The sequence below is a fragment of the Acetivibrio sp. MSJd-27 genome (assembly GCF_018918095.1).
Classification (GTDB): domain Bacteria; phylum Bacillota; class Clostridia; order UMGS1840; family HGM11507; genus HGM11507.
Map to the genome: position 1 here is coordinate 24,586 of NZ_JAHLPV010000017.1, position 24,536 is coordinate 49,121.

Annotated in this window: 16 protein-coding genes; 11 read left to right on the forward strand and 5 right to left on the reverse strand. The window is 43.1% G+C overall.

Annotated features, from left to right (window positions below):
- Window positions 1–219 precede the first annotated feature (219 nt).
- From KQI32_RS07455 to thpR, 3 genes are all read left to right on the forward strand, one after another.
- Window positions 220–963, forward strand: a complete 744-nt coding sequence (locus tag KQI32_RS07455) for a phosphotransferase family protein (protein WP_216424543.1) — start codon at window positions 220–222, stop codon at window positions 961–963.
- Window positions 964–1,922: 959 nt separating this feature from the next.
- Window positions 1,923–2,606 (forward strand): DNA alkylation repair protein, encoded by a 684-nt coding sequence (locus tag KQI32_RS07460; RefSeq protein ID WP_253291109.1) that lies wholly within the window; start codon window positions 1,923–1,925, stop codon window positions 2,604–2,606.
- 4 nt (window positions 2,607–2,610) lie between these two features.
- Window positions 2,611–3,147: an RNA 2',3'-cyclic phosphodiesterase gene (gene thpR, locus KQI32_RS07465; RefSeq protein WP_216424544.1), complete on the forward strand. Its 537-nt coding sequence runs from the start codon at window positions 2,611–2,613 to the stop codon at window positions 3,145–3,147.
- A gap of 584 nt (window positions 3,148–3,731) precedes the next feature.
- On the opposite strand, the gene KQI32_RS07470 is transcribed toward thpR, so the two are convergent.
- Together KQI32_RS07470 and KQI32_RS07475 are read right to left on the reverse strand one after the other, a co-directional pair.
- On the reverse strand, window positions 3,732–4,739 hold the full coding sequence (locus KQI32_RS07470) for a Gfo/Idh/MocA family protein (RefSeq protein WP_216424545.1): 1,008 nt from the start codon (window positions 4,737–4,739) through the stop codon (window positions 3,732–3,734).
- The gene (locus KQI32_RS07475; RefSeq protein ID WP_216424546.1) at window positions 4,739–5,722 is read right to left on the reverse strand and encodes a Gfo/Idh/MocA family protein; all 984 of its coding nucleotides are present in this window, start codon (window positions 5,720–5,722) and stop codon (window positions 4,739–4,741) included. The genes KQI32_RS07470 and KQI32_RS07475 overlap by 1 nt, the downstream gene beginning before the upstream one ends.
- Window positions 5,723–6,194: 472 nt before the next feature.
- Between KQI32_RS07475 and KQI32_RS07480 the strand changes: the two genes are divergently transcribed.
- Complete coding sequence (locus tag KQI32_RS07480) at window positions 6,195–8,903, forward strand: discoidin domain-containing protein (protein ID WP_216424547.1); 2,709 nt, start codon at window positions 6,195–6,197, stop codon at window positions 8,901–8,903.
- A 461-nt stretch (window positions 8,904–9,364) separates the two neighbouring features.
- On the opposite strand, the gene KQI32_RS07485 is transcribed toward KQI32_RS07480, so the two are convergent.
- Window positions 9,365–11,926: a stalk domain-containing protein gene (locus KQI32_RS07485; RefSeq protein ID WP_216424548.1), complete on the reverse strand. Its 2,562-nt coding sequence runs from the start codon at window positions 11,924–11,926 to the stop codon at window positions 9,365–9,367.
- 293 nt (window positions 11,927–12,219) lie between these two features.
- Here KQI32_RS07485 and KQI32_RS07490 point away from each other — a divergent pair, with 293 nt between their 5' ends.
- From KQI32_RS07490 to KQI32_RS07500, 3 genes are all read left to right on the forward strand, one after another.
- A complete protein-coding gene (locus tag KQI32_RS07490) occupies window positions 12,220–13,089 on the forward strand; it encodes an AraC family transcriptional regulator (RefSeq protein WP_177691188.1) in 870 nt (289 codons plus the stop codon).
- Between the two features lie 493 nt (window positions 13,090–13,582).
- Window positions 13,583–14,260 (forward strand): ribonuclease III, encoded by a 678-nt coding sequence (gene rnc / locus KQI32_RS07495; protein ID WP_216424549.1) that lies wholly within the window; start codon window positions 13,583–13,585, stop codon window positions 14,258–14,260.
- 186 nt (window positions 14,261–14,446) lie between these two features.
- Window positions 14,447–15,493 carry a 3D domain-containing protein gene (locus KQI32_RS07500; RefSeq protein ID WP_177691190.1) on the forward strand — a complete coding sequence of 349 codons (1,047 nt, stop codon included), beginning with the start codon at window positions 14,447–14,449 and terminating at the stop codon, window positions 15,491–15,493.
- 111 nt (window positions 15,494–15,604) lie between these two features.
- Here KQI32_RS07500 and rodA read toward each other — a convergent pair whose 3' ends face one another.
- On the reverse strand, window positions 15,605–16,720 hold the full coding sequence (rodA, locus tag KQI32_RS07505) for a rod shape-determining protein RodA (protein WP_216424550.1): 1,116 nt from the start codon (window positions 16,718–16,720) through the stop codon (window positions 15,605–15,607).
- A gap of 253 nt (window positions 16,721–16,973) precedes the next feature.
- On the opposite strand from rodA, the gene KQI32_RS07510 reads away from it, so the two are divergent.
- The 4 genes from KQI32_RS07510 to KQI32_RS07525 all read left to right on the forward strand — a co-directional run bounded on the left by KQI32_RS07510 (window position 16,974) and on the right by KQI32_RS07525 (window position 23,196).
- On the forward strand, window positions 16,974–18,113 hold the full coding sequence (locus KQI32_RS07510) for a TolC family protein (protein ID WP_216424551.1): 1,140 nt from the start codon (window positions 16,974–16,976) through the stop codon (window positions 18,111–18,113).
- Window position 18,114: 1 nt separating this feature from the next.
- Window positions 18,115–19,629: an efflux RND transporter periplasmic adaptor subunit gene (locus KQI32_RS07515; protein ID WP_216424552.1), complete on the forward strand. Its 1,515-nt coding sequence runs from the start codon at window positions 18,115–18,117 to the stop codon at window positions 19,627–19,629.
- Window positions 19,626–22,709 carry an efflux RND transporter permease subunit gene (locus KQI32_RS07520; RefSeq protein WP_216424553.1) on the forward strand — a complete coding sequence of 1,028 codons (3,084 nt, stop codon included), beginning with the start codon at window positions 19,626–19,628 and terminating at the stop codon, window positions 22,707–22,709. The genes KQI32_RS07515 and KQI32_RS07520 overlap by 4 nt, the downstream gene beginning before the upstream one ends.
- Before the next feature lie 73 nt (window positions 22,710–22,782).
- Window positions 22,783–23,196 carry a hypothetical protein gene (locus KQI32_RS07525; protein WP_177691195.1) on the forward strand — a complete coding sequence of 138 codons (414 nt, stop codon included), beginning with the start codon at window positions 22,783–22,785 and terminating at the stop codon, window positions 23,194–23,196.
- Between the two features lie 364 nt (window positions 23,197–23,560).
- Here the strand turns inward: KQI32_RS07525 and KQI32_RS07530 are convergent, their stop codons facing one another.
- Complete coding sequence (locus KQI32_RS07530; RefSeq protein WP_216424554.1) at window positions 23,561–24,322, reverse strand: potassium channel family protein; 762 nt, start codon at window positions 24,320–24,322, stop codon at window positions 23,561–23,563.
- Window positions 24,323–24,536: the final 214 nt, after the last annotated feature.

Genomic DNA, 24,536 nt, shown 5'->3' on the forward strand with positions numbered 1-24,536 from the left:
AAAGCGAAGAAATTTTTAACCTTAGAATATGGAGAGTGCGTTTTGCAGAGAAATAAAAGCAATGTTTGGAAAGAAGAGAAAAGATAATTCTAAAAATAAAAATAAAATTGTCGTATTTTGCTAATTTGCTTTACAATTTTAATGAAAAGTTGTATAATATCTATAAAGAAATAAGTTGTTTCTTCTGACTGATACAAATTACTGCTAGGAGGTATTCATATGAAAAAATTAATTTCTTCAAGCGCAACGGTCGATGTCTATTTGGAAGATGGAATGGTATCCAAGGTATTTCATGAGGATTCACCAAAAACAATGGCTTTGTTTGAAGCACTGACACATGCTAGAATTGAGGAGACAGGTCTTCCTGTGCCCAAAATATATGAAGTAGGTATTTTTGATGGAAAATGGACCATCAAAATGGAATATGTTGAGGGAAGGACACTTGCACAGCTGATGCAGGAAAATCCGGATAAAATTGACGAATACATCGAAAAGATGCTGGATTTGCAATTGGAAGTGCATACGAAGAGATCTCCTTTGCTTAATAAACTAAAGGATCAGCTACATACCAAAATTCAGAATTTGGATGAAATTGATGATGTCAAGAAATATGATTTGCTGACGCGTTTAGACAGTATAAAAAAACACAACAAAGTGTGCCACGGAAATTTCAGTCCGGAAAATATATTGATTACAAATGACGGAAAAACTTATATTGTGGACTGGGTTGCTGCGACACAAGGAAATGCTAGTGCGGATGTTGGAAAAACGTATCTGCTTTTGGCATTGGATTATCCTCAGAGTGCAGAGAAATATCTCAATCTTTTCTGTCAAAAAACAAATACTTCTAAGAAATATGTACAGGAATGGCTTCCGATTGTGGCTGCTGCACAGCTTGCAGAGAAAAAAGCGGAAGAAAAGGACCTCTGTATGAGATGGCTTGATGTTGTAGATTATGAATAAGGTTTGCACCGCTGTGATATTCACAGTGGTGCTTTTTTATGATATAGGAAATGGGGCGGGAGTATACGAAATTTCATGCTTCAAAAATAGTATGTAAAGTTTTGTTGAATCTTTATAACAGGGGAGCCTTATTTAAAATTGAAAGAAAGGCTTAACAATGCGTTAAAAATGCTTAAGTATATACTTTATATCCAAGAAGTGTCCGTTTTATAGGACAGTATAGATGTTATAATAAAGAAAAAAGAAGCAAAGAAAGGACGTTTGAACATGGATGTAATGATAAAGTATGTAAACGGGCATGTTGAAGTCTATGATCGTCTGGGAAATTTTTTGTTTTCCGCGGATACCACAGATGAGGCTTATGAAGAGTTGAATGCTGCTTGATGACAGGCGCTGACTTTTGTGGTATAATAACCTCACAAACCTCTAGAACATTGAAAATGTTAAGAGGCTTGGAGAACGATTGAATCACAATACTGCGGCGACATTCCGCCGCCTTCGTTGTTGTGGTATAATAACCTCACGAAACAAAACGAAATCGGAGATTTCTGTGTCTCGGAGAACATTGAAATGCAATATTCCCGATGACATTCTGCCATCTTCATTGTTGCATGATAGATAATCTCACGAACCTCTAAGACATTGAAAATGCCAAGAGTTTCTTAAGAACGATTGAATTACGATACTGCGGCGATATTCCACCACCTTCGTTATTGTGATATAACCTTGTTGAGTTGTCCCTCGCCTCTTTTAGGTGGAGGGTACTGCATTATCGAATCAAGCGGCGGACATATATCCTCCGTTTCGCGAGGTTGAAACGCCTGCAAGGTATCTTTTGCAACATTTTGTTGCAAAAGTGATTCCATCTTGTTATAATCAAATTCGATTTGAAAGATGATTCAAAATTTCTATGTTATGCGAAGAACAAATTATTTATTTTGAAATGGGGAGAAGGGCTTTTGGATAAAATAAAAGAACAACTGCTGCAAATGTCGGAAGAAGAGTATCGCAAGTTCTCTTCCGCACTGATACCGAATGGGGAAAAAATGATTGGTGTGCGGCTTCCCAACCTTCGTAAGCTAGCTAAGTCCATTGCAAAGGCTGACTGGCGAAGTTATTTGATGTCTGCCGAAGATACTTATTTTGAAGAGATTATGCTTCAAGGCATGGTGATTGGATATGTAGAGACAAATATTGAAGAACGTTTTCAGCTCATTGAAAATTTTATTCCCAAAATCCATAATTGGTCTATTTGTGACAGTTTTTGTATAGGCTTAAAATGTGCAAAACAATATCCAAAAGAGGTATGGGACTTTATTCATCCATATTTTTCCTCTCAAAAAGAATTTGAGATTCGCTTTGCCATTGTAATGGCGTTGGATTTCTTTGTGGATGAACAGCATATTGATGAGATATTTTTCTTGCTTTCCAAGGTAAAACTGGAGAAATATTATGCGCAGATGGCAGCGGCATGGGCGCTTTCTGTATGTTTTGTTCGATTTCCTGACGAAACAATGTTTTTTTTGAGAAAGGGCATTTTGGATGAATTTACTTATCAAAAAGCATTGTCTAAAATCATAGAATCCCGGCAGGTAACCCCTGCAATCAGGCAACTGGTAAGACAGATGCGAAGGAAGGAATAAAAGAATGAGATTATTTTTTGCTATCTTGCCGGATGAGTCTGCAAGACAAGCATTCGTACGAACAATAGAGAGAATGAAACAGTGTTCGAAATACGGCAACTTTACAAAGATGGAGAATTTGCATTTGACATTGCTGTTTTTGGGGCAAGTATCCGATCCAAAGACAGCCATACAAGCGATGAAGCAGATAAAAAATCCGGCTTTTTCTCTCGAATTCAATAGACTTGGAAAATTTAAAAGGGACAAGGGAGATATCTGGTGGGCGGGAGTGAGAGAGAATCCGACGCTTCATGCACTTCATCAAAACCTTGATAGGTCATTGCGGGAAAAAGGATTTTTATTGGAAAAGCGTCCCTACAAACCGCATTTGACGCTAGGGCGTGAGGTTCTTTTTGGGATGGATGAATGGCGGTTTCCGGCATTTCCAGCGGTTTGCATGAGAGTTCCCGAAATACATTTGATGAAATCAGAGCGGATAGCAGGAAATTTAGTGTATACCAGTATAGCAGTTCAAAAACTTGAGCAATCGGAAGCCTACTGACAACTGGCGCAGCGTCTTGAAAGGATTTTGTGGAAAGATTTCTGATTGCTCCTGCCACAGATCTCTTTTCCCAAAAAAGTCCTAGAGCGTCATTCATCTTTATGAAATTGTTAGAAAATAAGTAACGGCAATGGAGAGAAATCCATTGCCGTTCAGACTGTCAAAAAACTCGGTCTACCGCAAGGAATAACTGAGAAAAGATAGAAATAAAAGAAATGTATGGAATGAATTCCATTATAACTGCAGGCATATATCCTCCGCTTCGCGAGGTTGAAACGCCTGCAAGCCAGCTTTTGCAACATTTTGTTGCAAAAGTGATTCCATCTTGTTATAAAAAAGTTTTTCCTTCCGAAAAACGCAGCCGCGCTTTGCACGCTGTTTTTTGAAACATGCAATTGCGCACGATTCCGCGCAATTTCCTATGTTATGAAAAATGCCGATGGCTCCATCGAGGAACCATTGGCATTACTTGCTTTTCGTCGAAATCAATCCTACCGTACCCTCGTATGCCTACGGATTGATTCTGACGAAATATCCCTTCATTTTTTGCAGCCTGAGATATTTTAAGAAAAATATTTTTTTGTTTATTCTATATTCATATTTCGCCGAATGCTTTCATCTGCTTTACAGACGGTTTCAAAGCTCTTATAAACTTCTTCAATGCTGGGATTGGCGGGAAGATTCTCTTCAATCATGCGGATCAGATAATCCAGCTGAGCTCCGGTAGGCTTTAGATGATAGGGTACATTGATAAATTCCGTTCTATTTTCGGGATAGCGGAAAATCTCAATCAAGTTTCCATTTTCCTTGTGAGTGGTACGATCTTTTTGATATGTAATTTTTATTCTTCCTTTCGGACCGATAAATTCTTTGGTATTATCCGTAGCGATTGTATGGCTCCATCCAGCCTCATAAAAACCGGTGGAACCGTCCGACAGTGTAACCGTCATCAGCCCATAGTTATATTTATCATCCGGTACACTTTCTTCCGTCCGTGCGCCGACTCCGGAAACATTTATAACCTCCGCTCCTGTGAACCAACGCATCACATCGACATAATGGACACCGCAGTCTATGATGGGAGAGGTTTCCCGTATGAGGGACAGATATTTATCAAATTGCGGTGTGTTATGATTTTGAACCATGCGCATAATGATTGGTTTTCCAATTTCTCCGTCCCGGATCAGCTTTGCAACCTTCTCGTAAGTATCGTTATGCCGCAGAATATGGCCGACAAGAATTTTTAAATGAGGATTTGCCTGAACCAGCCTCAGAAATTCTTTTCCTTCTTCCAGCGTGTTAGTGATTGGTTTTTCACAAATGACATGTTTCCTGTACCTGATACACGTCTTTAAAAGAGACATATGGGAAGAGGGATAGGTAGCGATGATAACAATGTCCACCTCGTCCTTACGGATAAGTTCCTCCGCATTGGTATAAATATGCTTTGCCTGATAGCGTTTTCCAACAAGACCAGCACGCTCTTCGTTTAAATCACAGACACCATAGATACAGATATTATCCCTTAAATAAATATCTTCCAAATGTGTCTGCCCCATATAGCCGCACCCTATAACGGCAATATTATACATTAAAATCCACCCTTTGCAATTTCTTTATAAGCTAATTGAATTGATTTTACCCCTTCTTCCAACGAGGCAATTACGATTTCGTTTCCGTTTAACAGACATTCATAGAAATATTTTAACTCTTTGTAATATCCAGCAAGGTCGGCAACTTCTGTGCCAAAGCAGTTGCCGCAGTCAATGCCGGAATCGATATTCGCGCTGAATTGCCGGCCATCCTTTTCATAGACAAAAACAGTGCCTCCTTGAAAATCAATGGCAGCTTGTGTAAAGTTAGCGCGGTATTCCATCGAAACCGGGAAGGAAGGCGGAAAATCCCATCCGCCTTCTATCTGTACGGTCAAACCGTCCGGATAGAGAAAAAGGCCAAATGCGTGGTCTATGGTTCCCGCCGCATAAAAGTTTTCCGGCTCACCAAAGAGGTAGCGCATAAAATCCAGATCATGAATTTGCAGATCCAATACGGAACCGCCGGATTTATTTCTGTCTTGATACCAATTTTCAAATCCCCACGAGGGACGCGGAGAAACCCGTTTTAAAACCAAGCTTTTCAGGGGACCGTATTTTCCACTGTCTATTGTTTCTTTTAGATATACATAGGAAGGCCACAGCCGGATGCATTGGCCAACCATAACACGGCATCCATTTTTTTTCTGCAATGCCAGCAGTTTGATTCCCTCTTCCGCTGAGAGGACAACCGGTTTTTCAATGAAAACGTCTTTTCCGGCTTCCATTGCCAGCTTCGCATAAGAAAAATGGAGGTAAGTAGGCAAGCATATATCGATGACATCAATTTCCGGATCTTCAATCATTTCTTCTGCTGTTCTATAAAGTTTTGCACCATGAACACGGGAAGCATGCAAGGCATTCTCCTGTTTCTGATCACAGACGCCAAAAACACAAATATCCATTTGAGCACAGAGAATTTTGTAAACCTCACTGTGTGTAGAACCCATAAAACCAAGACCGAGCAATCCGATTTTTTTCAATTCAGAAAACCTCCAGTTCTTATTCATTTTGTTTCAGTTTACAACAAAATGAAGGGATGTTCAACCCTTCCGCAGAAAATGACAAAAAGAAAGATAAAATAGATAAATAAGTATGCTGGAATCGTTCAATCGTTTGAGAACCGAAATTATAACTATGGGCATGATGTCCCCCCGCCTCTTAAGGCGGCGGGTTCCATATCCGCGATCAGCGGGAGTGCAATATCCCGCTGATCGCGGCACTGCTAAGCAGTGTCCTTGTTCTCGTTGAATGACGGGGCAAGCCCTTATTGAATTTGGATTTTTTATTCGAATTTGTACAAAAAAATATTTTTGGACTATTCCATAAATATTCATTGATTTTGTTGCATTTTAACAATTTATCATTTAAAATACTTATAAAATCATTAAATTTCACAAAAAGGAAAAAGAATCAAAATGATGAAACGGATAAAAAGAAAGGATGGAAAACAAAATGTACAAAAAACATAGCAAACGGCTGATTTCCTGCACATTGGCGCTGACGCTGATGCTCAGTTGCTTTGTATTTTCTCTGCCGATTCAGGCGGAGGAGCTGACGAATTTGGCGCTGAATAAGACAGTGACGGCGGGTCAGGAGGCAGTCGCTAGCAGCAAAACCATGAGTAAGGAAAAGGCGGTGGATGGAACATGGAAAGTCACCAGTTATGCAGAAACCTGGGGGGTTGCAGATACAACCGACGCCTGGATTCAGATTGATCTCGGAGAAACAGCCGATTTTACGCAGATGGTTGTTTATGAATTTAAAAATCAAAACTTGGGCGGATACACCCTGGAGGTTTCCCAGGATGCGTTGGAATGGACTCAGGTGAGTGCGGGGACAGGAAAGCTGGCAGCCGAAACACTAGCAGCGAGCAGTACTATTAAAATTTATAAAGGCACTATCAGTCTTGAGAAGGCAGTCTCCGCAAGATATGTAAAATTAACCGCAACGAGTGTTACAAAATGGGTTCAAATCAGCGAGATCGAGATATATAATGCACCGATTTCCGATTCCGATATTCAGCCGGAAGGGAATCTTGCAGCAGGGAAAACCGCAACGGCAAATCAGTCCTACAGTTCAGGAACTAAAAGCACGGATCCGGCAAAGGCAACGGATGGTACAATAAAAGTCACTACATGGGCGGATACCTGGGGAGCTGTTGCGGCCGGCGATTATATCACGATCGATTTGGGGGCGTCCTACACCTTCCGACAGATGGTTGTTTATGAGTATTCGGCACAGAGGGCACAAGGGTATACTCTGCAAATTTCCGATGACAATGCGCAGTGGGAAACGGTCAGTGATTCAAACGAGTTGCTGTCACCGATAGAGACAGCAATTTCTACGAACGCACCTTTTTATGCCGGCGACATTCGGCTTTCTGAGGCGAAGAAAGCGCGCTATCTAAAACTGACCATTAAAAACAAAACAACGACCGGCGCATCTTACATCAGTGAAATTCAGGTGTATAATGATCCGATTACGATTGAGGAGGCAACGCCGACCGGGAATCTTGCCGCCGGCAAATCGGTGACAGCGAGTGCAACCTATACCAGTGGAACGAATACGGCAAATCCACAATATGTGACAGATGGAAATAAGACGCCTACTACTTGGAGACAGTGCTGGGTGGCATTTGATAACGGGCATTATATTACCATTGATTTGGAAAAATCTCTTGCTTTTAATCAGATGGTTGTTTACGGATACAACGATCAAAACGCAGCAGGATATCGGGTGGAGGTCTCTGACGATAATGCAGCATGGAAAACGGTCAGTGAATCGGCGGTTGGTCTGCTGACGCCGAAAAAGGAAACGACGCTTGACAACGATCCGCATTTCTATTATTCCGGCATGATTGACTTTGACGAGCAGACAGCACGATATGTGCGGCTGACCGTTATCAATAAGCTTAGTACTGGAGTTGCCAGAATCAGTGAAATTGAGATATGCAATTCAGACGGAACCTATATTCCTGCGCTTTCAGAACCACAGACGATAGAGCCGCTGAAATCCGGTTTTACGAGCTTGGATATTTACCTCTGCCTGGGACAATCCAATATGGGAGGAAGAGACGAAATACCTGCAGCTGATTTAGTTGTTCAGGAGGATGCGTTTCTTTTGAACCGTTCGGGAGAATGGGAGAAAGCGCAGGCATATTACGGTACCGATGGGAAAACAATAACAGGATATAACCGGTATACCACCACGCGGTCGACGAACACCTCCGAGAAGATGAATCCGGCGCTTTCCTTCTCCAGAGCAGTTGCCAAATATGCGCCGGAAGATACTGCCGTTGGCATCATTTGTAATGCACATGGCGGGACAACGATTGAGCAGTGGTCAAAAGGTTACGTGGCCACCGAGACACGGCCGGATTATGGACTGTACGCAAAGGCAGTGGAACGCACACAGGCGGCGATTGCTGCGGGCGGAACCCTGAAAGGAATTTTATGGCTGCAGGGTGAATCCTGTGCAGCAAAAGAGGGCTATCTGACGAAGTTAAAAGCTGTAGCGGATAACCTTCGGACAGATTTAGGAGTCACTGCCGACCAAGTTCCCTTCATCGTCAGTCAGGTAATACCGGGCAGAGATGTGCAGAATGCGGTTTTTGCTTCGGTTGCCGGCACAATCGACAATTCGGATTATATCAGCAGTGAAGGCACCACCTCTATTGGGGATAATCTTCATTTTGACGCGCAATCGGCAAGACTTCTTGGTCTTCGTTATGCCGAAAAGATTTTGGCCAAGAATTATAGTGTGACGAAGACGGAAGGGGAACTGATGGAGGCAATATACACGGGTACACAGGTAAACGGAACGCCTCCGAGCCTTTCGGTTGTCGAGAACCCCTTCGGGTCGGTCGCTTTGGGAAGCTGCGTCACCTTTGGCGCGGTGCAGGACGTCGATCTGACGGATGATGTTGTCATTGTGGGCTACGGTATCATCTATCACGAGGATCTCGCATTTTTGACCGATACACCCGGCGAGTGCCCCAAGCTGGCCGCGAAAAAACCGGCAAACGGGAAAGGGCAATTCGGGATTGAGCTGACAGGAAGTCTCCCGCAGGGCAAGTTCTACACAAAGACTTATGTGGAATACAAAACCGTGGACGGAGTAATATATACCAGCTACAGTGTAGATACCGTAGCACACGAATAAAAATATGTTTTTTGTTTTTCAATGAATGAAAGGCATCGGAAACAGCGGCGGTTTTTTGAACCGCCGCTGTTTTCCTTAAGCATTAGAGAGTCGAACACAATATGGTTTACACAGGCAAATTTTCCGCAATCCTGCGTCAAAATGCTCGTCAATCCGTCAGGATTATCTGCGCTTTTTCCTTGTCTTACGAAAAAATTTGCTCTGTGGAAACTCCGCGACCCTGCACATAGGAAAATTTTCGTTTTTTTGGTGCGTAAGGGTGCAGCAAGGCTGACGCCTTGCAAGACCGACAATCCGAAAAGGCGGAAATTTAACATATGCAGGGCATATGGGGTTCGACTTTCTAATGCTTATACAAAAAATCATCATGGAATCATTAAAAATTCCATGACGATTTTGTTTTGCGGAGAATTGTATTTTTGATAACAGAGATATATAGAAACCCTGCTATCATTCGTTCCTTAAAGCAGTTTTCCGATTTCGGTCAGAATAGACGCATCCTTTTCGCCGTCAATTAGAGTATCATTGGAAATGACAATCAACTGGTTAGAATCATCAAAATAGACGGTTCTTCCCATAACGTTTTCCACGAATGCCCGCAGCGGCAGCATGGTTCTGTCCTGAATGGTCTGCGCCGGGACATCAATGGCGATTTCTTCGTCCATCACTTTGATTTTTTGTTCGCCTAACGTGATAGAGACAATTTTTTCTCCGATTGTCAAAGTGACGGTCTGCGTTTCCTCATTCCAATCTACCAGAGCTCCGTAATTCTCTGCCAGGAACCGGACGGGAACCAGAGTTCTTCCGTCAATTTCCAGTGCTTTGACCTCTTCGTTGGCAGGATCGATTTGTTTTTCCACACCAAAATACAGAGCCTTGGAACTTCCTAATTTCAGCATCAATGCGTTATTGCGTATGACGTCTATCCGATCCGGAGACAAACCCCCTAGTGTGATGCGGCTGACGGAAGCTGTGCCATTGGAGAGGATATAAAGATTGTTGTCCATCCCCAGAGAGATGGCATTGGAACGGTTGCCGTCCAGCACTTTAAAATCCATAGTATCAATGTCCACTGCAGACACTTTTCCGCCGATATTGGTGAACAGTAATCCGTTGGGCGCCCATTCAAAGAAGAATCCCTGCCATCTGGTATCTGCGACGGTCATATCCGGCTGGGAACCGATAACCACTTCATTTTTCACGCTTAAATCGACAGGATCCAGCTCAACTAGCACGTTGTTTGTACCGACAAACAGTCTGCCGTCGGGGGAGAAGGATATGTTACCCGCAAACAGCTGATTGGAGAGATCTTTTTTGAGTTTTAAGGTTTTTTCAACTTCCACCTTTCCTGTTTGCGGATCAAAAATAAACACTCTGGCGGTACCCTCCTGAGGAGTAATTCCCAAGCCGCCGAAAATAGTGGTAGAACCATAAAGTTTACCATCTTTGTAGGTAAGACCGACAATCGAGTGATCTTTCACGATATTCTCAAAGATTTTCGTTTCTTTTGTTGCCTTGTCATAAGCAGCGATGCATCCGCCGAAATAGCCGTAATAGGGAACCGAGCCGTAATAGATTTTATCTCCGCCGTCAACACTGGCAAAGATTCTGTCCTGTTTTACCTTTGCCGCTTTCAGGGTGGAAACCAAGGCAGGATTTACACCTTTTTCAGCCGGTTTGGCTGGATCAAATTCATAGATTCCGCCGCCGGAACCATAGGAACCAAGATAGTATTTGCCGTCTGTCCGCAAAATGCTTTCCATCTGAGCGGCAGGCGCTTTTCTTGTGGTATTGTCAAACATATTGTAGACATAAATTGCGGATCCCTGCATAGCAGAACAGACGATGTCGCCGTTATAGCCTGCCTGAATCGTTCTCATTCCGGCTGCCTGTACAGGAAAACCGTCGGAAAAATATTCGCAGCTTCCTTTTTCAAAATTGACCACTACAACACCTTCCGACTGGGAGTTGGCGATCAGAGATTTGCCGGGATATTTTTCCTGATCCTTCAGCGTAACGATTTTGGGGGTGAGCATGGTGGTGCTTCCGCTCAGCTCAATGTTATCATAGGTTTTTGTTTCTTTTGTCAGAATATTTCTGGAACAGATATTTTTCTGAGACGCATAGTAGAAAACATCGCCGTCCAACTCCGAAAGATGGGTGTGATTTGCCCCGGTGAAGGAGTCGATCCAGGTTTCGGTTTCCATGTCCATCACACACTGAACATAGGTTCCGGCACTTGGATACATCAGTTTGGCAGCCATGTATTTCCCGCCCAGATGCGAGATGGTATAGACGGTTGTGCACTCTGTCCCGGGATATCCATTGTATTCAGGAAGAGGGATGTCCTTGGTTTCCTTGGTGTTCACATCATAGCGGACAATCTGCGCCTGATCCGGTGTTCCCATAGAACCCATAAAAATTTTATCTCCGTAAGACGCAACGGCGCGGACATACTGCCCTCTAACCATATTGTCACCCAGGTTCACCAGCGCGTTTTTTTCTAAGTTAAACTGAACCAGCGAGGCCTTGGGATAGGTGCCGAAATAGTAATTTCCTTCCTGGTCAAACGTACCGCGGTTCATTACGGAACCCTCACTAAATGGTGAGGGATAAGAAGTAACTTTTTTTGTTGCAGGATCATAAATGAAGAAAAATTGATGCGCAGCAATGTACACTCTGCCGTCAGGTCCAACATCTGCCGCATAGGCTGCTTTTCCAACCGTATCTGGCCCCTGAAGCGGTTTGATATCTTCTACTGTAGCCGTATCTACATTGTAGGCAATCACCTGTGCCGGATTTCCTTGGCAGACACCGTAAAAAATTTGTTCTCCCTTTTCATTGACTCCAAAGCTGCCTCCCAGTGTTTGGGTATAGCCGCAGGGCGATGCCAGCTGCTCCGGTGAGCTGAAGGTTAAGTCTTTTAGTTTCTGTGAACCTGCCGCGTGGCCTGTCGTGAGAGTACCCAACAGCAAGCCGGCTGACAAAAGGCAGGAGAGCCATTTGTGTTTTCTTCCCATCATAATTCCTCCTTATTCTTAGTATGCCGTCCGTAGGAATAAAGCATATTGTTTTACTGGGCGGCAGTCCTATACCTGTTTTACAGCTTAAGTATATTGAATTTCAGAAAAAAAGTACATGACCTATCTTGCTATTTTTTTAACATATATTGCTTAGTTATATTCTTCATATATTGACAATATGAAATGTTTATTATAGTATAATAAGTGATCAATAAAGAAATAATAAGGATTTTATTGCTTGCAAGAATGGTTGGATTATAATAGCAACAATTGTTAGAAAAAGGAGGGGGGAAATGGACATTAATCAGATATCGCCCTATGTACGTATTGCTCTTAGCTGTCTAAAAACAGAACCCTGGAAAGTGGAAGAGAGGGTTATTTTTGACTATGAACTTTTGTATGTTCGTTCCGGTATCGTAAAAGTCACGATAGAAGGGAAAGAATACAGGGGAGAAAAGGGAGACATTTTTCTTTTCAAGCCAAAGCAGAGACATTCGATTGAGATGATACCCGGACATTATTTTGAACAAGCGCATATTCATTTTGATCTGCGCTATGATGACAACAGCAGAAATATTCCGCTCTCCTTTGAAACGCTTGATTCAATCCCGCAGGAGAAAAGAAAATTGTTCCGTGAAGATTTGACTACAGCGGAAAATCTCAATATTCCAAGCTATTTTCGAATCAATAACTACAAATATTTTGAAGACTTGGTATTTTCCATTATCAAGGAACAAAAGGAAAGAATGCCTTATTTTGAACTGACTGTGAAAGGCCAGTTTACGAGACTGCTTGCTTTTCTAATGAAGGAAATTTATTACAGCAACCAGGCCATCTTTCAGGAAAAAGATAGGGAAGTGCGGCGTATTCAGGAATATATTATGCGCAATGTCAACAAGGAAATCACTTTGGACGAGCTTTCCGAGTATTTCAATATCAGCAAATATTATATGGTACGTCTTTTTAAACAATATATTGGTATGACGCCTATCCGGTATCATCAATCCCTGCGGCTGGAGATGGTCAAGGACAGAATTATGGAGACCAGTCAAAGTCTGACTTCTATTGCGGAAGAATTTGGATTTTCCAGCATTAATTCCATGAGCCGTGCCTTTAAAAAGATAGAAAAGGTTGCTCCGTCTCATTACCGCTATACAAAATAAAAACATTTTAGCAATCCCGGCGAATGAAATGATTTCGGATTGTCACACAATGCGGGATTGCGGAAAATTAACTTGTGTAAATCAAATTGGGTTCATGAAATATTTATTTGCTACTTATAATCTCGTGGATATGTCCGGGTGAAAGGTTGGATACATGTCTGCGGGATTATAACTAAAAGCAAGATGTCACCCGCCTCGTGAGAAGGCGGGCTCCACTTACTTTTTTCAGCGGGAGATTCAATCTCCTGCTGAAACGTTGAATGACGGGCTTTCAGCCCTTATTGAACGCTTTTATGGTGACTTTTGTAATGCAAAAGCATTCGTCTGGTTATAGTAATAGAATGAAATGCAGGAAAAAAGAAAATTTTTTCTTGAAAAAGATAGGAAATTCTTGTATGATAAAGAAAGGGCAAGAAGATTATCCAAACCTCTCTTAAAAAGTTATGTTCGGATAATGTTTTTGAGCAAATAAACAGATAAAGGACTTGAAGCAATGCTTGAAAAACTGGAGAGTCATTTAGGTTATGTGTTTCACGACAAAAAATTATTAAAAAATGCATTGACACACCGCTCTTTGAGTAATATTTCCAAAGGAATTTATTCCAATGAAAGGCTGGAATTTTTGGGAGATGCAGTTCTGGGGCTTTCGGTTGCATCTTATCTATATGCAAATTGTCCTCATTTGCCAGAGGGAGAGCTTACCAAAATACGGGCTTTGGTCGTGTGCGAAGACACTTTGTTTTTGTGCGCAAAGGATATCGGGCTGGGCTCGTTTCTCCTGCTGGGAAAGGGGGAGGAGATGACGCATGGAAGACAGCGGCCTTCGATTCTTTCAGACGCTCTGGAGGCGGTTTTTGCTGCGGTTTACTTGGATGGCGGCTTAGAAAATGCGCAGAAAATCATTTTGAAAATGTTGGTTCCTCATATTAAAAAAGCGATCAAGGAGCGGGATAAAAAAGATCATAAAACCGTATTGCAGGAAATGATTCAGAGCAAATTTGACAGACCGCCAATCTATGTTCTGGTGAATGAAAAGGGGCCGGATCATGAAAAGGTGTTTACAGTGGAAGTCTGCAATCATGATAAAGTATTGGGCATTGGAGAAGGAAAAAGCAAAAAGGAAGCGGAAAAGAAAGCTGCCCAAAAAGCGATTGAACTTCTTCAGAAATAGGAATAATCTAGGCGGATTGATGAAAAATGGAATAAAAATCGTAGGATTGCCATATAATGATAAAGTATACTGATCGTTATATGGCATTTTTGTACAAAAAAATCCGGGAAATTTGACAAAACGGAAGAAATAGTATATAATGCACAGCGACAGTAAAACCAGAGATTGCGAATAAGGAGGTTTTGGATGAATAATTTTAAGAATTATTTAAAATCCTGTTTTACTGTAAAATCCGCATTGATTTGTACTTCATGCCTTGTGGCTGCCATTTTGACTATGAGTTTGGTGCTTACGGCAATCGCAAAAGACGTGCAAATAAATGACGACGGTGCGGTTTTAAATACTAAGATTTATTCAAGAACAGTCCAGGGAGCATTGAAAGAAGCAGGGATAGCCTTGAGGACGGGGGATGAGATGTCCTGTAGTCCCGAGGACTTGGTAAAAGAAAATCCTGTTATTTCAATCCAGCGTGCAGCGGCGGTGAACCTTTCCTATCACGGGAAGGAAGAGGTTGTCTATACGACAAAGGACACTGTGAAAGAATTCATTGAAGAAAAGCAAATCCCGATTGGGGATGAAAACCTTCTGATTGGATCCTTGGAAGAGCCGATTACGGAGAATATGACCGTGACCGTGATTCCAAAGATATACAAGGAGGTTGTCGAGACAGAAGACATCGAGTTTGGTATCATAAAAAAAGCCAGTTATAATTTAGAACAAGGTGCTACCAGAGTGGTATCGGAAGGCGAAACTGGCGTCAAGGAAAATGTATACAAAGTATTGGAACATGACGGACAGATACTGGAAAAAGTAAAAGTCGCTGAAAATGTAGTAAAAGAACCGGTCAGCAAAATTGTAGAATATGGAACAATAGCAGTCATGAAAACATCAAGGGGTGACACTTTCCGTTATAAGAAAGTCATCGATGTGAGGGCAACCGCATACGATAACAGCTTTGCAAGTAACGGCAAGAATCCTGGAGACCCCTATTACGGAATCACTGCTTCAGGCATGAAGGCCCGCAGGGGCGTCATAGCAGTCGATCCTAGAGTCATACCTTTGGGCACAAGATTATATGTTGCGGCAGCCGACGGCTCCTGGACATATGGTTACTGTATTGCCGGCGATACCGGCGGTGCTATCAAAGGAAACAAAATCGACTTATTTTTTGACACAGCAGCAGAAGTAAGAAAATTTGGTGTAAGGAACGCTAGAGTTTATATTCTTGAATAAATTAGTAAACAGGTACGCCCTCCATTTATGATAAATGGAGGGCGTTTTTCTGCAAAAGACAGCGTGCGAAGCGCGATTACCTTTTCAGTTTAACGGTATTTTTCAGAGAGGTTATCCGAAGTTAATTACCTTCCGCTTCCGGCATACATTTAAAACAAGACCGATTGCAATGAAATTGGTGACAATAGAAGAACCTCCATAGCTCAGAAACGGGAGGGTGATACCTGTCACCGGAGTCAGTCCGATCGTCATACCAATATTTTCGAAGGACTGGGCCAGCAACATTACGCCGACGCCGACAGCCATAAAGCCCCCCAATGAATTTTTCGCATTCTGTCCGATATAAAAGCACCGCGCTATGATAAAAATAATAAGCCCGATGATCACGAGACAGCCGATAAAGCCTAACTCCTCACCGGCAACGGCAAAAATAAAGTCGGTGTGCCTTGCGGGAAGAAAACCCAATTGGGTTTGAATTCCCGAATACAAGCCCTCGCCGGTAATTTGACCGGAACCGATTGCGATTTTGGATTGAATGACCTGATAGCCGGCTTTTTGCGGATCCAACTCCGGATTTAAGAACACAAGGATACGGTTTTTTTGGTAATCCTCTAAAATAAACATCCAGATAAGGGGAGCACTGGCGATAAAAGCCGCGATTGCAGTGATAATATATTTATAACTTAATTTTGCCACAAAAAGCATTCCCGCATAAATGACCGCAAAAACCATAGCGGTTCCCATGTCCGGCTGCAGAAGGATAAGTCCCAAAAGGGTTCCTGCATGCAACAGTGTCCAAAGAAGTTTCTGCGGATGGTTTAATTCCTCTTTGAAATGTGCAAGCTGTGAGGCAAGACATATAATGAATCCAATCTTTACCAGCTCAGAAGGCTGAATGCCGATGGGACCAAATCGAATCCAGCTTTTTCCGCCCCATTCCTCTGCGCCGGTTCCCAGAATCAGCACGGTTACCAATAGAAGAATATTGATTCCGAATATATAGTAAGATTTCGTTGCAAGGTACTCATAATCCCAAAATGCAACCACAAGGCAAGCAGCAATACCCAAAATCAATGCAGCGATCTGAATGATTACATTTCTGGAACCTCCGGACATGGATTTGGTAGCGCTGGAGATTAAAATAATTCCAATAATTGTTAAAACTACTGTTGCAATAAAAAGGGGAAAATCAAAATTTTTAAACTGTTCTTTTATTTTATCAATCATAGTACTCCATCCCAAATTTATGAAAACGTTTTATTGATTTATTCGTTTTCTATTATAACATTATTTACACCTTTGGCAATATCTATTTGGAAAAGTTTTTGTTTTTTTGAATCATAGGAAAGACTTTCCACAATAAATATAAACGATTTGTTAAAAGTCAAGAAAAAAGGTTTTTTCTGAAAACAAAATGTGGTATGCTTAATAAATGTGCAAAAGGGAGATTGGAGTGCTATACAAGGAAGGAGCTTGACTTATGAAAAAAGCATTTTTGCCGGTTTTGATTTCTGTGATGATGTTTTTCGGCAATATGGTTTCGGCTTTCGCCTCAGAAGGGGAAACTACCAGAGTTTCACTGGATGAAGCGATAACCCACGCTCTTGCAAACAGTCCATCCGTTTCGATAGCGGAGAGAAAAATAGAGCGGGATGAGGTGGCGTTGGAGGAAGCGGAATATAATATGCGTCAGGAAATCAAAAATCAAAAGAAACCCTATTATTACAGTACAATACAGAACGTGCCGATAAGAAAGGGGTATTACACGGAGACTGCGAAAAGAAATCTGGAGATGTCCAAAATCAATCTGGAACAGACCAGAAAAAAGATAGAGTATGACGTTACCAGCGCTTACTATACTTTGAAAAATGCGCAGCAGTCTCATCAAATTGCCAAAGATGCTTATCAGCTTGCATCTGAAAATTACAGGAAGGCACAAGTGCGGCTGGAAGTAGGCATGGCGACGCAGACAGATGTGCTGACCGCAAAAAATTATATGGACAGTTCCCAATACAGCGTGGACAAGGCGGAACGTGCCGCTAATCTTGCTTTTTTACAGTTCTGCAATGCAACTTATTATGATGCGGAGGGTTCCTATCAGCTGACGGATAAACTGGATGAGTCCGGGTTCACGACACCGGATTTGGAGGAGGGAATCAAGGCAGGTCTGGAAAACAGAACAGAGATCACAACGGTCAAAAATAAAAGGGATTTGGATGCGCTTTACTTGGAATGTGTAAGCGCCCTGTATCTACCCAATACGTTTATGTATCGGAAAGCGGATTTGCAGGCGAAAGAGAGCGCCCTTTCCGTCACAGATACAGAGAACAGTATCCGGCTGGGAATTACAAAGGATTACTATGACTTGCTGTCATCCTATGATAATATTGCAGTTCAGAAAGGACAGCAGGAGCTGACAGAAAAACAATACAGTGATATTTTGGCAAAGGAAGAAGTCGGAATGGCCACTTCCGCTGAAGTGACTGACAGTCTGAACAAGAGCGCACAGGCGGAGCTGAGTTATACCCAGGCAATTCTCACGTTCCGTATGGCGGAATTAAAGTATAACAGTGATATAGGCTATGGATTAAATAGTGCTAGTCTGATGGGAGTTTATTGAGATGAAGAGTAAGAAAACAGTGAGTATATGCCTTGCGCTGATAGTTTGTGCTGGAATCGCGGGATGCGGAGCAAAGGAAACAGCCACTCAGCCGGATAACCGTACACCGGTGGAAGTGACTTCAATGACCAAACAGAACATGGTGGAATATTATACAGCAAGCGGTGTTGCGGCGCCCATTCAGGAGATTGATATTCTGCCTAAAACGCCTTCCAAGATATTGAATACATATGCGGAAGTAGGAGATACCGTGAACGCGGGAGCTGTTTTGTGTGCATTGGATGCGTCGGATATTTCCAGCCAGCTGAATCAGGTGGATGCGCAAATTAACCAATCCAGAGCCGGAGTTACCGTTTCCCAAGTGAATAAGGAGAAAGCCGGCGCGACGGGAAAAGAACAGGCGTTAAGCCAGGCACAGTCTGCTGTAGACCAGGCACAGAACGGTGTAGACCAGGCGCAGACCGCTTTGAAGAATGCGGGAACATCCGTGGCGCAGGCGCAGGCGGCAGTGGATAATGCCAGACAGACAATGGAAAGTGCGCAAAAGGATTATGAAAATAATAAGACTTTGTTGGAGTCCGGTGTGATTTCCCAAAGTGTACTGGACGGTGTCAAATCAAAATATGACAGCGCTGTTTTTGCCTATGACAATGCGGTAAGAAGTCTGGGAAATGCGCAAACAGCTCTTGAAGCGGCACGGAAGACAGAATCCAACGCAAAAAAATCCTATGATACAGCAGTGAATAATTACCATTTGACAGAGAAAGCGCAGCAGGATAATATCGCTGCCGCCAATGCGCAGTATGATCAGGCTGTTGCAGGAGTCGGGGCTTTGCAGGCCCAGAGGGACAATCTTCAGACAAAACTGGGAGAAATGCAGATTACCTCTCCGATCCAGGGAATTGTTGTGACAAGAAATGCCAAGACAGGAGAGTTTGCATCTCAGCAAGCGCCTCTGTATACCGTCGTGGATTTGTCAAAGGTTTTGATCAACGTGACCGTTGGGGAGCAGATGATCAACAAATTGGCTCCGGGACAAAACATAAAGGTTCAATTTCGCTCATTGGAAGACCGTCTGTTTGAGGGAACGGTTGACACCATTTCCTATCAGATTGATTTCAAAAAGGCAGGCTACTGCGTCAATGTATTGGTGGATAACCCTGAAAATCTGATCAAATCTGGAATGTTTGCAGAAGTAAAAATAGCGGTTAGCGAAAAGCCCGATGTGTTTGCTATAGACAGTAAATTGTTGTTTAATGACAACGAAAAGTATTATGTCTATACGGTTGACACAGAAAATAAAGCAGTGAAAAAAGAAGTTCAAATTGGTATCAAAAATGATGAATTTGCCGAAGTGATCGGCGGCTTAGAAACATCCGACCGCATTGTTTCGAAAGGACAGGCAAATTTGATCCCCGGCATGGAAGTGAAAATTGTAGGCGGTGAAACGCCGGCGCCGGATAGTATGCCGGTCAATGGGGATGGAACATCAGAAAGCGAAGGGGTATCACTATGAATTTCTTTCGCGTTCTGGTCAGAAAACCGGTTACGGTTTTAATGATAATTATTATTGTACTGCTGTTCGGTACGGTCTCCATCCTTAATATTAATCAGGAATTTCTTCCGGATATCTCAATGCCGTATTTGATGATCTCCACATCCTATCCGGGCGCGAGCCCGGAGCAGGTGGAAAGTATTGTTACCAAGCCTCTGGAAGATATGGTCAGTACGGTTCCCAACTTCAAGAAGGTCACCTCCACCTCATCGAATGGAATTTCAATGATTCAAGTGGAATTTGCGGGGGGAACCAACATGGATTCCACCATCCTAAAGGCGAGGGAAAAGATAGATATGGTGACAAAAACCTTTCCCGACGCGGTGCAGGATCCTTCCATGATAGAAATGTCTGTGGACGCCATTCCCGTTATGCAGCTGGTTCTTTCCGGCGGGCAGAATGAGGAGGAACTGGGGCGTATTGCGGAGAATGTCTATCAGAAGCAGCTGGAACGGATTGGCGGGGTTGCCCGGCTTGATATGATGGGAAATGAGAAATACGAGATCAGTGTTGAACTGATCAAGGAGCGGACAGAGGGATTAGGAATTTCCGTTTCACAGATCGCCTCCGTTTTGCGCACGGAGGATGTTTCACAGCCTGCGGGGGATGTGCTGGAAGGGATGAATGAGCTTTCGGTCACAACAACCTCTGAGCTTGGTAGTATTGAGGATATCAAAAATACAGTCATACAGACGGCAAATGGTCCGGTCAAGCTGTCGGATATCGCGGTGGTTTCCAATAAGCCGAAGGCAAGTGATTTCCGTGTGACAATCGGGGATACCAATGCGGTTTACATTAATCTGTATAAACAGCCGGATTCCAGTATTACAGATCTTTCGGCAGAAGTGCGCGGGAAACTGGCGGAGATCAAATCACAATATGCCGGGGTGGACTATGTTGTTGTATTTGATCAGGCGGAATATATCCAGCAGTCGCTGGATTCCATTTTGGAAAGCGGCATTCTGGGCTTAGTACTCGCTTTGATTATTCTTTTCCTATTTCTGCGCAATGTGAGACTGACTATGATTATCGGGGTGGCAATGCCAATTTCTATTATTGCCTCCTTCATTATGATGTACTTTTCTGATATTTCCATCAACACGATGTCCCTGTTTGGTTTGGTACTGGGGATTGGAATGCTGGTGGATAATTCGGTCGTTGTGCTGGAAAATATACAGCGTTATCTGGAAATGGGCTGCGATTCCAGAGAGGCTGCAATAAAAGGTGTAAGCGAGGTGGCGATGGCGATCACGGCTTCCACCCTCACAACGATTGCTGTTTTCTCACCGCTTTTATTCCTAAAGGATAATATTTATATCTCGATGTTTAAAGAGGTTGGCTTGACCATTACTTATTCCTTGCTGGCTTCGCTGGTGGTTGCGCTGACATTGGTTCCGGTAGCGGCAGCCAGCTGGCTGAAGGTGGATACCATTGTCCGGAAGCAAACAACGACAAAAGAAAGTTTCCTTGCAAAATTTTATGCCGGTGCACTCTCAAAATGTCTGGGACACAAGAAATTGGTGATATTTGGTTCCTTGGCGGCGTTTCTTCTGAGTTTGGGTTCCTTTGCAGTTGTCGGCTCAGAATTGTTTCCTGCAATGGACAGCGCTACTTTTAATGTGACCTATACCATGCCGGATGGAACCAGTGTAGACGAGACGAAACGGGAAGGCGAAAGGATTGCCGCTATAGCGGGGCAGGCGCTTTCCGGAATGATGGAGCCGGATCATGTTGTCAATCTTGTGGGAAACGGTGGAGATAACATCGGTCAGTTAACCTATCTGTTCCCTCCTCGGGATCAGCGAGACTATACAATAGACGAATTGTCGGCTGCAGTGAAGAAAAGCTTTGCGGACTATGCCGGTCCGAAAATCGAGGTTTCAGCTGCGGACGTGGGCAGTATGATGTATGGAGGGGGCAGCGCTCAAATTACCATTAAGCTGTATGGGGATGAGCAGAATGTGCTGACCGATCTGTCGGATACAGTAGAGGCAAAGCTCCAGCAGGTTGAAGGAATCACCTCCACCGCCTCCAGTCTGGATAAAAAGACGCCGGAGGTCAAGATTATGATTGACCGTCAGAGAGCGGCCAACTATGGATTATCCCCCCACACCATTGCGGATACCTTAAAGACCATGCTTCAGGGAAGCACGGCGGCCTCTATCACGGTGGACAACAAGGACACTGATTTAACGGTACGGCTGTCTGAGGCTTACACGAAGCAGATGAATGACATCAAGTTTTTAAGCATTACCAATTCCCAAGGACTTACCATTCCTTTGAGTGAACTGGCGGATATTAAAGTGGTAAATTCTCCGGTTTCGATTGCCAGAGAAGACTCCATGCGTCAGATCACGGTGACAGGTACGGTAGAAGGGAAAACCATTGGCCAGGTGACGGAAGACGTAAAGTTGATGATGAAAGATATTCCGGTGGAAGCTGGATACAAAATGGAATTGGCAGGAACTTCAAAGGATATGGAGGATTCCATGAACGATCTGCTGCTCATGGTGGTAGTGGCTATTTTGCTGGTTTATATGATTATCGCATGCCAATTCGAGTCGCTGCTTCATCCCTTTATCATTATTTTCAGCATCCCCCTTTCTATTATTGGGGTTGCGCTTTCCTTGCTGCTGACAGGAACACCTATATCACTTCCGGGAATGGTGGGAATTGTCACGTTAGTGGGTGTTGTTGTAAATAATGCAATCGTGTTGATTGATTTTGTAAACCGTCAGCGTGCAGATGGGATGGAGCTCAATGAAGCGGTAGTAAGCGCGGCAAGAATCCGTACACGGCCTATCTTCATCACGACTCTTACCACAGTACTCGGATTGCTTCCCATTGCGCTTTCTCAGGGAGTCGGTGCGGAGAGAATGCAGCCTTATGCCATTGTGGTAATCGGCGGACTTCTTTTCTCAACATTGCTGACTCTGATTGTGATTCCAATTCTGTATGTTGTTCTGGAGGACAGGAAAGCAAAACGGAAAAGAAAAAAACAGCTTAAAATAGAGAAAAAACTTCAAAAAAATCATGAGTAAAAATATATTTATGAACAAATACTGTTCTTATCGGGAAAAATATATTATAATAGATTATTGAGGTGAAAAAGGTATGAAATCAAAACTGAAGAAGGGGATCCTTTTTTTGATGACAGCTTCTGTTTTACTGACTTTCTGTTCCTGTTCCAGGAAGGACGGGGAGGGTGTTTCAGAAGAGGGGACAAAACAGCCGGACGCCACAGCGCAGGCAACCGAAGCTCCTACAGCGGAGCCGACGGAAAAACCGGAGGATTTTTCTCTGACAACCACCCTGCCGGATGGCAGAAACCGGATTGAAGCGAGAGTCCTGAGCGTTATTAACGATAAAACGTATAAGGTGAAAACGCAAAACGGAGAAGAGGAGATCAAGCTTTCCGACAAGGTGAGCAGCAATGCAAAAATTCTGGGCGTAAAGGAGCAGTCTAAAATCATTGTCACCATCAAAGACGGTGTGGCGGACAGCATTGAACTGGTAACGAGCGAGTAAAAGTAACGCAATCACGCTCCGCACGCTGTTTTTTGAAACATGCAATTGTACACGATTCTGCGCAATTTTCTATGTTTCATAAGGGGCACAGCCCCGTAGTGCAACATTTCTGTATTTCTGTGGAGGATTGTACCACCCAGAAAAATGAAGTGGAACTCGCCGCTTATGAAGCGGGGTCATCTTCATTTCGTTATAACCTCGCTGTATGTCTCCCGTTTCTAAAGCGGCGGGCTCCTTATTGAAAGAGCAAGCGACGGACATCATCTTGCGCTTCGCTCGGTTGAAACGCCATTAAGGTAACTTTTGCTGCGCAAACGTTTTCAATGAAATCTTGTTATAAAAAACAACCAAGAGAAGGCAAGGATCATGGCTCCTTGCCTTTTTGCTTGTTCTCCGACAGAGAGGAAGAGCCGCTGTGCGAACCCATATATTTTTCAGTCAGATCCCGGTCAATCCGGCAGATCTGCTCAGTGGATAAATCCTCCAGAATAGAATGGATGCTCTTTAAGGCCAGCTTTCTTCTGGAAAAACGTTCACCTCGGCTCAGATAAGCGGTCATGGTGGTTGTAACCACACCAATGAACAGTACGCCGAAAAACATTAGAACCATCAATATAATTTTCCCCATTGCTGTCTGCGGAGAAATATCTCCATATCCCACGGTAGTTACCGTCACGACACATAACCAGAATGCATCGAAGAAATGATTGACGGATTTGCCGTATTCCACACGGTATAGGCAAAGGGAACTCAGCATAATAATGAATCCCAAAAGCAGAAAAAAGGAGAGCAGTTTCTGGGATTTAAAATAGTTTTTCAGTTTCCGGTACACCATTATGGAAGCTCCGGCAATACTCAGGGGCAGAAAGAGCAGGCAGAACGGATATACGGCTGTCAGTTCCACGATGTGTTTTTTTAGATATCCCTTCCTGTCCGGCGCGTGCAGAAGCTCTATCCAATAATCAATTGTAAAGAGAAGCAAGAAAAAGTGCTGGACTGGGAAAAAATAGGATTCGATACCGTAATGCATCAGCTGGGAGAGAGAAATTAAAACAGAACAGGCTGCGCAGAGTGTAAAGAGGAGCAGATAGATTCCTTTCCTGTTTCTCTTTTTTGCTTTTCTCATAAAATATCACCGCTTCCTTTTTTCTGTTAGTTTTTCCAAAACATCGCAAATATACAATCATAACAGCTCTGCCTGTGACATAAACTAGGATGAGGTGACTAACTATTAAAAGTCAAGACATTTTTAAAAAAATTAAGTAATTGAAAAATAGGCGCACTTAAACAAGCCCTATGTTTCAAGGACTAAAAAAATATTAGATAAAGATTATCTCAAA